At 53.6% G+C, this 11,882-nt stretch carries 13 protein-coding genes; 8 read left to right on the top strand and 5 right to left on the bottom strand.

What is annotated here, in order from left to right; all coding sequences use genetic code 11:
* From FBQ85_18215 to FBQ85_18195, 5 genes are all read left to right on the top strand, one after another.
* Positions 1 to 1,196 (top strand): ATP-binding protein (locus FBQ85_18215; protein MDL1877070.1); only part of this gene is annotated, 1,196 nt, incomplete at its 5' end.
* A gap of 64 nt (positions 1,197 to 1,260) precedes the next feature.
* A complete protein-coding gene (locus FBQ85_18210) occupies positions 1,261 to 2,136 on the top strand; it encodes a PBS lyase (GenBank protein ID MDL1877069.1) in 876 nt (291 codons plus the stop codon).
* 12 nt (positions 2,137 to 2,148) lie between these two features.
* Entirely contained in the window at positions 2,149 to 2,661 is a 513-nt protein-coding gene (locus FBQ85_18205; GenBank protein MDL1877068.1) for a hypothetical protein, read from the top strand.
* 432 nt (positions 2,662 to 3,093) lie between these two features.
* Positions 3,094 to 3,621: a GNAT family N-acetyltransferase gene (locus tag FBQ85_18200; GenBank protein MDL1877067.1), complete on the top strand. Its 528-nt coding sequence runs from the start codon at positions 3,094 to 3,096 to the stop codon at positions 3,619 to 3,621.
* A gap of 167 nt (positions 3,622 to 3,788) precedes the next feature.
* Positions 3,789 to 5,639 carry a hypothetical protein gene (locus FBQ85_18195; protein MDL1877066.1) on the top strand — a complete coding sequence of 617 codons (1,851 nt, stop codon included), beginning with the start codon at positions 3,789 to 3,791 and terminating at the stop codon, positions 5,637 to 5,639.
* A 9-nt stretch (positions 5,640 to 5,648) separates the two neighbouring features.
* On the opposite strand, the gene FBQ85_18190 is transcribed toward FBQ85_18195, so the two are convergent.
* From FBQ85_18190 to FBQ85_18180, 3 genes are all read right to left on the bottom strand, one after another.
* Positions 5,649 to 6,269 (bottom strand): hypothetical protein, encoded by a 621-nt coding sequence (locus FBQ85_18190; protein MDL1877065.1) that lies wholly within the window; start codon positions 6,267 to 6,269, stop codon positions 5,649 to 5,651.
* A gap of 65 nt (positions 6,270 to 6,334) precedes the next feature.
* Positions 6,335 to 7,114 (bottom strand): hypothetical protein, encoded by a 780-nt coding sequence (locus FBQ85_18185; GenBank protein MDL1877064.1) that lies wholly within the window; start codon positions 7,112 to 7,114, stop codon positions 6,335 to 6,337.
* Complete coding sequence (locus FBQ85_18180; protein MDL1877063.1) at positions 7,098 to 7,643, bottom strand: RNA polymerase sigma factor; 546 nt, start codon at positions 7,641 to 7,643, stop codon at positions 7,098 to 7,100. The genes FBQ85_18185 and FBQ85_18180 overlap by 17 nt, the downstream gene beginning before the upstream one ends.
* A gap of 248 nt (positions 7,644 to 7,891) precedes the next feature.
* On the opposite strand from FBQ85_18180, the gene FBQ85_18175 reads away from it, so the two are divergent.
* Positions 7,892 to 8,200, top strand: coding sequence for a nucleotidyltransferase domain-containing protein (locus tag FBQ85_18175; GenBank protein MDL1877062.1), 309 nt, complete (start codon positions 7,892 to 7,894; stop codon positions 8,198 to 8,200).
* Between the two features lie 212 nt (positions 8,201 to 8,412).
* On the opposite strand, the gene FBQ85_18170 is transcribed toward FBQ85_18175, so the two are convergent.
* The gene (locus tag FBQ85_18170) at positions 8,413 to 9,591 is read right to left on the bottom strand and encodes an MBL fold metallo-hydrolase (GenBank protein ID MDL1877061.1); all 1,179 of its coding nucleotides are present in this window, start codon (positions 9,589 to 9,591) and stop codon (positions 8,413 to 8,415) included.
* Between the two features lie 210 nt (positions 9,592 to 9,801).
* Here FBQ85_18170 and FBQ85_18165 point away from each other — a divergent pair, with 210 nt between their 5' ends.
* Positions 9,802 to 10,008 (top strand): cold-shock protein, encoded by a 207-nt coding sequence (locus FBQ85_18165; protein ID MDL1877060.1) that lies wholly within the window; start codon positions 9,802 to 9,804, stop codon positions 10,006 to 10,008.
* A 56-nt stretch (positions 10,009 to 10,064) separates the two neighbouring features.
* On the opposite strand, the gene FBQ85_18160 is transcribed toward FBQ85_18165, so the two are convergent.
* Positions 10,065 to 10,814, bottom strand: coding sequence for an SDR family oxidoreductase (locus FBQ85_18160; protein MDL1877059.1), 750 nt, complete (start codon positions 10,812 to 10,814; stop codon positions 10,065 to 10,067).
* A 275-nt stretch (positions 10,815 to 11,089) separates the two neighbouring features.
* Here FBQ85_18160 and serS point away from each other — a divergent pair.
* Positions 11,090 to 11,882: serine--tRNA ligase (serS, locus tag FBQ85_18155; GenBank protein ID MDL1877058.1), on the top strand; the 793-nt coding region annotated here is incomplete at its 3' end.

The raw sequence follows: 11,882 nt of genomic DNA, 5'->3' as shown, positions 1-11,882 counted from the left end.
CAGTGGCGGAACCGATTATCGAATTGGTGCGATGGTATGCGCAGGAAATATTGCAGAAAAGCCTCAATCAAGCGGCCTGGGACGGCGAACAAGCTTTCATCTTCCTGGATGAAGTCCAGAATCTTCCGGATTGGGCGCCGCAATTAAAACATCTGGTGGACATGCAGCCGGTGCGCGTGGTCGTGACCGGCAGCTCGGCATTGCGCATCGAAGCCGGCAGGGACAGTCTCGCCGGGCGAATCAATACCCTGGAAATGGGGCCGCTGTTTTTGCGTGAAATTGCCGGCGTGAGAAAAATCGGAAACCTCTCCGGTTTTCTTCCTGCCAACGGCTTGGGTCCGATGAAAGACAAAAATTTTTGGCTGGAGCTGCGCCGTTTCGGCGAAGACAACCGGGAGCTTCGCGATCTTGCGTTTGCGGCGTTCTCCGAACGCGGCGCTTATCCCGCCGCGCAGGTTCGAACCGATTTATCCTGGGAACAGCTTGCCGATCACCTCAACGAAACCGTGGTGCGCCGGGCCATCCAACATGATTTACGAATGGGGCCTCGCGGCAAGCAACGCGACGAACATCTGCTGGAAGAAGTTTTTCGTCTGGCATGCCGCTATCTCGGGCAAGCGCCCTCGCAAGCCCTGTATTTGTCGGAATTGAAGGCCTCTCTGCGGGCCAACCTCGGCTGGCAGCGCGTTTTGGCATACTTGAAATTTCTGGACGGTACATTGCTGCTGCGCTTGATTCACCCGCTCGAGCTTCGGTTGAAGAAAAAAAAGGGGGCGCCGAAACTCTGTCTCTGTGACCATGCGCTCCGTGCCGCATGGTTACAGGAAGTCGTGCCGTTAACTCCGGTGGCTTTGAAGAAATCATCCCACCTTTCCGATGTAGCCGGACGGATAGCGGAAAGTGTGGCGGGATATTTTTTGCGCTCGATCATCAATCTTGGAGTCGCGCATTTTCCCGAGCGTGGCGCCGAGCCGGAAGTCGATTATATCCTCACCATCGGAGAGCAGCGCATCCCGGTGGAAATCAAATATCGCCGGCGCATCGATTTCAAAGACACGCTGGGGTTGCGATCTTTTATCGAAAAGTCACATTACAATGCCCCGTTCGGCATTATGATTACGCTTACGGACGAGGCGGCAACCGATGATCCGCGAATTGTTTCCCTGCCGCTTTCGACTTTGCTCTTGCTGCGCTAGCGACAGCAGCGAAGACAAACATGGAGCCATCGGTGCAAAAGCCTGTTACTAAAACCGATTCGTGATGAACACCTCCTATCCCCCTCCCGTCGACAAATTGCTGACCTACGGCGATTGCCGGAATTTTCGTGACTGGCCGGATTATCTCGCGCTGGGATTCACCCGCGAGCATGTTGACGATCTCATTCGCATGGCCACCAGCGAGGAATTGAATTGGGGTGACTCAGACAGTCTTGCCGTGTGGGCGCCGGTGCATGCGTGGCGTGTACTTGGACAGCTCAGGGCGGCAGCGGCAATTGCACCGTTGATAAATTTTTTCAAATACGTTGAACCCGACGACCAATGGGCGCCTTTGGAGCTTCCCCAAATCCTGGGCATGATCGGCCCGGCGGCCATCCCGGTGCTGGCAGAAATTCTCTTGAATCCGGCGAACAAAATGTATCCCCGTACTTATGCCGGAGACAGCCTGTGTGAAATCGGAAAATGGCATCCGGAGTTCCGGGAAGCATGCGTCAAGCAACTGACGGCCGCCATAAAACAAGCGGAAAACAACCATCCCAGCCTCAACGGATTTATTTTGGCGAATTTACTCGATCTCAAAGCGGTCGAGGCCGCGCCGGAAATCGAGCGGGCATTTGTGGCCGAGGCCATTGATCCCACCATTGCCGGCGATTGGGAGGATGTACAAATCGAATTCGCCCTGCTTGAAGCGCGCAAAACCAGGCCCACTTATTCTGTTTTTGACAGCATTTCTGAAGACGATGATTGGGATGAGGGTGAGGAAGATGAAATGACTGGCGGCGAGGAAAGTCAAAACGAAGTGATTGCGCCGCTGTTTCACAATAACCGCAAAAAACGCGATGCCGCCAAAGCCAAAAACAAGAAGGCCATGGCCAAAAAATCGCGCCGCCAAAACAGGAAGAAGAAAAAGAAGAAATGAGGAGAATCTGTCGTGAAGCCATTTTTGTTGAGTGGGGCAATCATTCTGGCGTTATCTGCCTGCCAGGGCGGCGATGCGCCGCGAGAACCTGATTCTCAATCTGAAGGCGCTATTTCCGTAGCCGAGGGCAGTCAAACCGGCACAGAAGCGCGTGTTCCGGACGAGGCTGCAAGGCGGGCGCTTTTAACTCTCGAAGAAAAAATCATGCGGCAACCGGATGACGCTGCCTTACGCCGCGAATTCGGCGCGCAAGCGATCGATGCTGCTGCCGGCGTGATTTGGACTATCGGGCGCGGCAAAGTTCCTCCGGGCGAAAGCATCGCGGCAATTGCACAGAACAAGGCCAAACAAGCGGCCTTAATCGACGCCAGCCGCTGGGCGGCCTATGTGTTGGAATGGCAGAGGAATGATTATGCCACAGCCTTTGGCGCGCTGCGCGGCGAAGTGCCCAACAGCGTCATCGTCAACGAAAGCTTCTCAGATTCGATGTGTGTGGTGCTGGTGAAAACCTCGCTGCCGAAGTGACACCGCGAGGATTGAGCAGCAGCAGTTCAGCCACGGCCAAGCCGTTGCAGAACGTTAGTGCCTTTATAGCAAAATCGCTGCAAAAAAGTAAAGAATTTAACCACGGATTACATGGATTTCACGATTTCACAGATTATTGGAAAAGCCAATCCGTACTGCAAATCTGCAACATTTTGTTTTTTTAAAACATTTTTATGGCCACAGATGCACACTGATGAAACACGGATGTGGGTGAGATGATTCCCGATTGTAAATGCGCACCGGTTCTTCTTTGAACTCTTCTCAAAAAATGTTAACAAAAAATCCGTGAAAATCCGTGTTCATCGGTGGCTTCAAAATTTTTGATTGCGGCATAGCTGCGCCATAAAATCCGTGGTTTGTTGATTATCTTTTTGGCTCCGCCTCGTTCGGTTTACGGATTGTACGTTAATGATGGAACTCAAACTCACCCGCTACACCATTCGTCCCTGGCAACGCGGCGACGAAGCCTCGCTGGTGCGGCATGCCAACAATCGCAGCATCTGGCGCAACCTGCGTGACACGTTTCCGCATCCGTACACGCTGAAAGATGCGGAGGAGTGGATTCGATTTGCGAACGCGGAAAATCCTCCCAGGAATTTTGCGATCGTGGTCGAGGGGGAAGCGGCAGGCGGCATCGGTTTCGTTTTGAAAGAGGATGTTCATCGCGGCGCGGCGGAGATCGGCTACTGGCTCGGGGAAAAATTTTGGGGACGCGGCATCATTACCGAGGCCGTGGCCGCTATGACAGAATATGCGTTTGCGAGCTTCGATATCTGCCGCATTCAGGCCGGCGTGTATGAGTGGAACCCGGCCTCGATGCACGTACTCGAAAAAGCCGGTTATCAATTTGAAGCACGTTTGCACAAAAGCGTCTCAAAAGACGGAAAGACGATCGACGAGCTGATTTATGCCATCGAGCGTCCCGCTCGGACTCACTAGTGATCTGTAACATTGAAAACTTTCTCGTCCATCACCGTCATCCTGTAAAAATTTGCGCGCAGCGCCGAGTACCTCACAGGATTCCTTCGGAATGACACTCGGAATCATTTATACAAGAAGATAACAAAGCACTAGTTACGAATTGCTAATCAAACTCCAATCTCATCATGAAAATTCGTTTTCTCCCTGTCTTTGTTTTGTGTGTGAATGCGACCCTGCTTACAGGTCATGCGCAAACGCTGACACACGGCCCGTTCGCGGGCGCGGTGACGTCAAACTCCGCGCGTTTTTACGTGCGCGTCGCGCCGGCCGGGGATGCCGTCATCCGGCTTTCTCTGTCGCCTAATTTCGACAATGCGATCGTCACAACGGCGGTGCGCACGGATTCTTCCCGCGATTTTGCTGCCTTGCTTGATATTTCAAACTTGCAACCGGATCAGCGTTACTACTATCAAGCGCTGGTCAACGGCCAGCCCACCGGCGAGGTTCGCAGCTTTCGAACATTTTTTCGCGAGGGCGAACGCGCGCCGTTTCAATTCGCGTTCGGATCTTGCGTCGTGGTTCGCCGGCAGCCGCAGCCCGGCGATGGCCGCGTTTTTACCGTCATGAAAAACGATGACCTCCGTTTCTTCCTGCAAATCGGGGATTGGTGTTACCCTGATACGACTGACTCACAAACGAATCGGCAGCGCGTGTTCAGCGCGGACATGGGCAGGGTGCAGACGACCTATCGTGCAAAATACGATTCGTCGCATGCGCTGCAACACGTCCTGCGCACGACACCAATTGACTATGTTTTCGATGATCACGATTACATGAACGACGATGCTTCGGCGTTGAGCTATCCGCGCCCGGATTCGATGCGTACCATCGAGGTTTCGCCCGTTGCCCGTGAAAACAGCATTCGCGGCTATCAGGAATTATTTCCGGGCTATCCGCTCGCCAACGCGCAAGGCGGCATCTGGCACAAGTTCACCTGCGGCAACGCGGACTTTTTCATGCTGGATACGCGCAGCCAGCGCCGTCCCAATCTCGATGCCTTTGTTTACAATCCCGCCACCGACAGCATCGAATTCGCGCCGGACGAATCGCATTCCATGCTGGCCGGCTATTCCGATTTGCCGGGCGAAGATCAAATGAACTGGCTGCTGCGGGAATTGCGCGCTTCAACCGCCGATTGGAAATTCATTGTCACCACCGTGCCATTCAATCGCGGCTTGCGCCGGGTGATTGATCTCTCCGTGGCGCTGCAAGACAGCATCGTCTTTGTGCCGGGTTACGGCTCCGGCTCGCTGCTGCGCGTCGGGCTTGGAATGGCGGATAAATGGGTGGGATTTCCGGCGGATCAGGAACGTTTGTTGCAATTTATCGATGATAATCAAATCAAGAATGTCATCATGCTCAGCGGCGACACGCACACCGCCGCAATCGATGACGGCCAAAACGGCGGCTTGCCGGAATTGATGGCCGGCGCATTGGAGCAATCCAACTCGCGTTTGGTATTGTTGCTCGAATTGTTCGGTTTCAATATCTGGAACGGCGGCGGGCAGAATCTGGCCTCGGGGAATTTCAACGATGCCTATGGCCGGGTCACAGTGTTCGGCGCAGATTCCGTGCTTTTGGAAATTGTCGATGAGTTCGGCGCGCGGGTTGCGGGCAAAACCATTCGCGCGGCCTCCGGCACAGCCGTTACCTCAAACGGAAAAGCCCCCGGCAGTTTTCAATTGCTGCAAAGCTTCCCGAATCCGTTTTCTCCGGCGCAGCAACCCGGAACGATTCTGCGTTACGAGCTGCCCAAGCCTTCTTATGTTGATCTCGTAATTTACGACTTAACCGGGCGCCGTGTGCGCAGCCTGCCCACTATTTGGCAACAGGCCGGCATGCAACAATTCCGCTGGGACGGCCGCGATGCCGCGGGCGAATTCGCCGCCAGCGGGGTTTATCTCATGCGCGTCAATCTTACGGATTTGCAGGGACGGCAACAATCCGCGACGCGCAAGATCGTGCTGCTGCGATGAGGCACGCCGCTACTTGGCCTGGCTCTGTTGCTCCGCCTGCACATACTGATTGAACATCTTTATGAACGCCGGGCGATTGCGTTGCGCCTGTTTCACATCGTCCTGGCTGTGATGCATGCGCTGGATCCAATAAATTTCCGCCAAATCCTCGGGCCAAACGACGATGTAATTTTTGCCGGTTTTGTACACTTTGCCGTTGGTTTCGGTGACCTCGGCTTCTTTGCCCTCCATTATCAAAATACGCTCGCCGTTTGAGGTGATGCCGGCTTCAATCATGCTTTGCCCGCCTTCGCCAAAAGCCTCTGAGATAGTTCCGGTCAGAAGTGCGTGCGTTTTCACCTGCAGCTTGCCTTCGACGATATCGATGTCACGCTGTTGGAGCAACAGACCATCCTCCGCCAACTCGGCGGAATCCTGCTTGCTTTGCCAATACTCGATCAACTCCGCAAAATCCTTTTGGAGTTTCTCCTGATTTTCGGCATCACTCGATATATTGTGATAAATGAGAGTCACTTCCGGCGGCTGATTCTTGCCCGGAAAGCGAATGCGAACTTCCACGGCTTCAATGAAAAGACAGCCGTTCATGACGAAAATGGCAAGCAGGGCAATCAACAAAACAATTCGGTTCATGAGAATACCCTTTCAATTTTAGCCATGCACAAGTAAGCGCTGCGCGCGTGTCTGGATTGGCGGCGTCATTTTGTCTGGGCGATCAACTCGTTCAAGGTGATCTCTTGATGCGGGGGGATTTGTGACAGGCTTCGCTCAACCGGCGCCATGCTCGTGCGGGACGAGTTGTTTCGCTGGAGAATTCGAATACCATCAGCGGCAATCACGCCGATGCGATTGGCGCTCTGAGAGACGCCGGTGGTTTTGTGTTTAAGCAACGGAACCTGAGAGAGAATTTGTTCCAATCCGGCGCGTAGGCGCCGATCATGTCCGGCCGCCTCACGGAGTTCGTGCAACACCGTGAGAAGAAGCCCAGCAGGAACCGGCTCATGCAACCTCGCTGTGCGCGAAAGCGGCGAACTCAATTCATAATAAAGTCCCGCCCAATCCCGGTTCTGCAGTAATTCTGTGAGCGTCGGTTGGATAGGCGCGGCCATTCGAGCGAAATAATTTGCGGTGAATGTCCCGGCCAAAATCAAGACGAGGAGCGACGACCAAACCATCGTTCGCCGGCGCGAATAATAAGAGGCAATGACGGCGATCAACGCGACGACCCGCACGCGCCACGACTCTCCGCGCGCAATTTTATCGGCAACACCGGCGTTAAAATCGGCAAATACATTCTCCGGAATTGCAGGGGGGTGAAGTTGGCCCATTTGCCGGGAAAGTCTTTGATAGGAGGCTACTTCCCGGCGGCAGTTTGCGCAACCGGCAAGATGTTTCTCGAGCGTGCCGGCCTGCTCGGCCTCCAGCTCGGCGTTGGCATAAAGCGAGAGCAAGGGTTCGAATTCACGACAGGAGTTCATGTGGCGATAACCATTGTTGCATTTTTTGTTTTACATTTTTGCGCGCCAGATGAAGATTGCACAACACGTTGTTCTCTGTGCATGACAGCAGCGCGGCGGTTTCGGCGACGGAATACCCTTCAAGATCGCGCAAAATGATCGTGGCCTTTTGTTTGGGTTTGAGTTGAGCGATGCTGCGCGCCAGCAGGGCCTGCCATTCCTGCATCTCGAGCGCTTGCAGCGGATCCGGCGCAAGCTCGAGCAGCGCATCTTCCGAGGCAGACAGATCTTCTTTCACCGGCTCGCGCCGGCGCAAATGATCGATACAAAGATTCACCAAAACGCGGCGCAGATAATAAAACCCTTCCCGCCCGGCTTTTAGATTCTCGCGGTGCAGCCAAAGCCGGGCAAAGGCCCATTGGGCCAGGTCTTTGGCGTCTTCGACATTTCCCACGAAGCGATAGGCCAGGTTCACCAGATCCCGTTGATGCGCGGCGATCAATTCGGCGAATTCGCGCTCGGCGTTTGAGATTTTGGGATTCTCTACAATAACTCCGCTCCGTTTTTCTGCAAAGTCGGGCTACCGGAACAGCGACGCAGAGCCAACCTTGCTTTTCAATAGAGAATACGAATTTTAGTGAGAAATATTTAGTCTTTACCGGTTGCAAAATTGCAAAGCATTGGTTACGTTAAGCCCGTTAAATCGGGTTGATGATGAGCGAATATGACGAATATCTTGAGGGTTAGCGCAACCGGCTGGCGCTCCGGCGCGAAGCAGGAGCCAGACGCGCCGAGCGTATGCGGGAAATCGCTTCACAATGCGCCACGCATTTGGCGCAGCATTATGACGTCGAGGCCGTTTATCTCTTCGGCTCGCTCGCGGGCGGCCGGCCCATTCATGAGCGCTCGGATATTGATTTGGCGATAGCTGGCCTGCCGGCAAAACGATACTTCTCCGCCCTAAAAGAGCTTTGGAGTTTTTTACCGCCTGATGCTGAGCTTGATTTAGTGCCTCTCGAAGATGCGCGGCCTCCGCTTCGAGAAATAATCTTACGAGAAGGAAATTTGCTCTATGAAAGGCAATGGCTTTCGCCTGCTCAAGACTGATATTCAACAGGCAATTGAGAATCTGCAACAGTTGCAGCAAGAGATGAAAGAACTCCTGGCGAATATCAAGTTTAACATTTGAGTTGATTCTACCTCGCAAATCATTGATGATCTTTACCTCACAATCTTCGCAATCCGCAATCATCTTTAATCCGAAGTCGTTATATCCCGATCAGTGTGACCGTTCAGACCAAAGAAGCTTCATCAACCGCTCAAAACAACTCGCCCTGTTTCACCGCGCGCAACGGCTGTGCGTCGTAGCCGAGCTGGCGCAGATATACCGCAAAATTTGCCGGGCCGTGCGTGATGAAAATTTTCTTGGGATTGACGCGCCGCACGAATTCCAGCAGCCCTTTAAAATCCGCGTGATCGGAAAGAGGGATTGCCTCATCAACACCGCAGCGATATTTGAAGCCCTCGTGTATCGCCCATCCGGACAGAAACAGCGTGCGCTTGTTGGGGATGCGGTTGATCACCCGCGTCAACTCTGCACGGCGCGGCACGACAACAACTTTTCCTTCCAAAATAGAACTCCCTCGCAGCGGCTCGACTGTTCCGAAATCGTGTCCAAACTTCTCATAGACTCTTACCAGCTTCATAATTGATCCATGAGCACATAGTTGGAATCCGTTGTCAGCGAGAATCTTCATTGCTTCCTGGGATTTACCCAGGGCATATCCTATCACCACCGGTATCCTACCGTTTTTCAATGCGGCGTGAATCCACCCGCACAACCGGTCAATCAATTCGGCGCGCGCGGGGAATTGATAACGCGGATGGCCATAGGTACATTCCATAATCAAGATATCTGCGGAGACGATTTCAAGCTTCTCCGCCGTTGCGCTTTCCTGCAAATTGAAGTCGCCGGTATAAAGCAAACGCTGGCCCTGGTGCTCGGCGAGGATCTGCGCCGAGCCCAGAATGTGACCGGCGGGATGAAATGAAATGCGATACTGATCGATTTCAATGGGATGGCCGAAGGGCGCGGACTCGATGCGCAAACGCCCCAAGCGCGCCTGCATCAAAGCTGCCGTCGCCGGCGTGGCATAGGTTAGTTGATGCGGCCGCGCATGGTCGGCGTGGGCGTGCGAAACGCAGCACGATTCCTGGCGCGAGGCAGCATCGAACGTCACCCGCGAGTTCAGCAGGCGAATAGTTTTGTCGCAAACAAACATGACGTTTCCATAACGGAGTAAGCTCAATTCTAACAAGCTTTCACGGCGATTACAAATTTTTCCAGGCGAAAATCTGTGCTTGCATTTCAAAAAAATAGCACTTATCTTTTCCGCACGTTCTGTACACAGTTTTTGCGCCCTTTGTCGGGCCACCCCCCGTTTCGGCGGGGTATGCTTTAATCTGGATTGCGGTCCGCTGTTGAAGCCTTCCTGCATCTTACACCGAGGATCATGGCTACCAAGGATGTTGCAGTCAACCAGCGATCCGTCCGGTTCTGCCCTCCCGCAAATTTCGCGGTCTCAATCGAAATCCGAAGTTTGGGTAACAGGTGCGGCAAAAGCTAGTTGTACGCTTTAATCCCTCCTCGTGCACTGTTAAAGAGGCGCGAGGGCATGCTTTAATCTTTTGAAAGGACCGTCCAGAGTATGGAAACGGGAACAGTCAAGTGGTTCAATGAGGCCAAGGGTTACGGTTTCATCCAGCGCGAAAGCGGTGAAGATGTTTTTGTACACTTTAAAGCCATCCAGGGCGACGGCTTTAAAACCTTGTCCGAAGGCGAAAAAGTGCAGTTTGATGTTGAGCGTGGCCCCAAAGGCTTGCTTGCTTCGAACGTGACACGCGTCGGCAAGTAATTGTTCTCGACTTGACAAAATCGACCCCGGCTGGTTACCAGCCGGGGTTTTTTATTTCAGGTCGCTTGTTCCGTGGGTCGCACAAGAATCTGATTGATATCCACGTGCGCCGGCTGGGTCAGCGCATAAAGCACGGCCTCCGCCACATCCTCCGGCTGCATAAATTGGAATTTCGCGAACATTTTGAAAGCTGCGAAGACATCAGGGTCGGTCACGTGGGAAGCCAGCGCGGTGCTGACGCTGCCGGGCATGATGGTCGTCACGCGCACCGGCATTTTCTCGCGCGCCAGTTCGAAGCGCAGCCCTTCGGAAATCCAGTTCACCGCGGCCTTGCTACCGCTGTACACCGCGGAACCGGGAAAGACTTTAATGGCGGCATCCGAAGAAATATTGATGATGTGGCCGCGGCGTTGTTCACACATCACCGGCAGCGCCGCCGCAATGCCGTGCAGCACGCCTTTCACGTTCACGTCGATCATGTGCGACCATTCTTCCAGCTTCAATTTGTCCATAAACGAGAGCAGCATAACGCCGGCATTATTGACGAGAATGTCGAGGCTGCCCCATTTTTTAATCGTCTGCTTCACGGCCGCTTGCACGGCCGCATGATCGGTGACATCGGTTTGAAGAATGATGGCTTCGCCGCCAAGATCGGCAATACGCTTTTTAAGGTTTCCGAGGCGATCTTTGCGGCGGGCCGCCAAAGCGACCTTGGCGCCCGCGCGGGCAAGCGCAAAAGCCGTGGCTTCGCCGATGCCGCTGCTTGCGCCGGTTACGAAGGCAACTCGATCTTGCAGCACACTCACATAACTCTCCTGAGGATCAACGTTCAAGACGCCAAAACTATGCCTCACTTGCACCCGCAATGATTGCTGGCAAGATACATCACAACATTACATTGATGCAAACGAAATTACGACTTCTCAATTTTGTTGCCGTTCAACCCTGGCCCGTCGCAGCCTACACGAACAGCTTGCTTTTGAGGCGTTGCTTCAATATTTTTGGCCTTTGAATTTTAATATGGTTTGCCAGGCGTCTTCAGTAGAGATGCGGCAACCTCAAAACAACCCGCAGGAGCAATATGCTCGATCTCAAATTTATTCGCGATAATTTCGCGCAGGTGGAAGCAGGCGTTCGAAAGAAAAATGCTGCAATCGATCTGTCCGAATTTCCCAAGCTTGATGAAAAGCGCCGGCAAATTTTGCTGAAAGCCGAGGAATTGAAAGCGCTGCGCAACCGCGTCTCCGAAGAAATCGGAAAGAGCAAGAAACAAGGCCAGGATGCTTCCAGCCAAATGGCCGAAATGAAACAAGTCTCCGATCAAATCAAAACGCTGGATAACGATCTCAAGCAGGTCGAAGAGGCGCTGTATCAATTACAAATTCGCATTCCGAACCTGCCGCATGAAAGTGTGCCGGCCGGCAAAAGCGCGGCTGACAATGTCGTGGTGCGGCAATGGGGTGAACTGCCGACATTCGAATTCCAGGCTAAACCGCATTGGGAATTGAATGAATCCTTGCGCCTCATCGATTTCGAGGGCGGCGCGAAAGTCTCGGGATCGTTCTTCGTCAATTTTCATGGCAGAGGCGCAAAACTTGCACGCAGCCTGATCAACTTCATGCTCGACCTGCATGTCGAAAAGCACGGCTACACCGAAGTCTCTCCGCCTTTTGTCGTCGGCCGGCAAGCCATGTTCGGCACCGGGCAGCTCCCCAAAATGGAAGATGACATGTATCGCGTCGAGGCGGATGATTTGTTTTTAATCCCCACCGCAGAAGTGCCGGCCACGAATCTGCTGCCCGGTGAAATGCTGCAAGGCGAAGCGTTGCCGATCAATTATACGGCATCCACGCCCTGCTTCCGCCGCGAAGCCG

It is taken from the genome of Cytophagia bacterium CHB2 (assembly GCA_030263535.1).
In the GTDB taxonomy this organism is placed as follows: Bacteria; Zhuqueibacterota; Zhuqueibacteria; order Zhuqueibacterales; family Zhuqueibacteraceae; genus Coneutiohabitans.
The sequence above is the reverse complement of the archived record's forward strand: the minus strand, read 5'-3'. Positions and strand labels throughout refer to the sequence as shown.

What these genes read in the sequence shown, in the direction of transcription:
- FBQ85_18185 (MDL1877064.1), bottom strand. Translation starts at nt 7,114, where the DNA reads ATGAACTCCTGTCGTGAATTCGAACCCTTGCTCTCGCTTTATGCCAAC.
- FBQ85_18210 (MDL1877069.1), top strand. Translation starts at nt 1,261, where the DNA reads ATGAACACCTCCTATCCCCCTCCCGTCGACAAATTGCTGACCTACGGC.
- FBQ85_18195 (MDL1877066.1), top strand. Translation starts at nt 3,789, where the DNA reads ATGAAAATTCGTTTTCTCCCTGTCTTTGTTTTGTGTGTGAATGCGACC.
- FBQ85_18175 (MDL1877062.1), top strand. Translation starts at nt 7,892, where the DNA reads ATGCGGGAAATCGCTTCACAATGCGCCACGCATTTGGCGCAGCATTAT.
- FBQ85_18190 (MDL1877065.1), bottom strand. Translation starts at nt 6,269, where the DNA reads ATGAACCGAATTGTTTTGTTGATTGCCCTGCTTGCCATTTTCGTCATG.
- FBQ85_18170 (MDL1877061.1), bottom strand. Translation starts at nt 9,591, where the DNA reads ATGCAGGAAGGCTTCAACAGCGGACCGCAATCCAGATTAAAGCATACC.
- FBQ85_18200 (MDL1877067.1), top strand. Translation starts at nt 3,094, where the DNA reads ATGGAACTCAAACTCACCCGCTACACCATTCGTCCCTGGCAACGCGGC.
- FBQ85_18165 (MDL1877060.1), top strand. Translation starts at nt 9,802, where the DNA reads ATGGAAACGGGAACAGTCAAGTGGTTCAATGAGGCCAAGGGTTACGGT.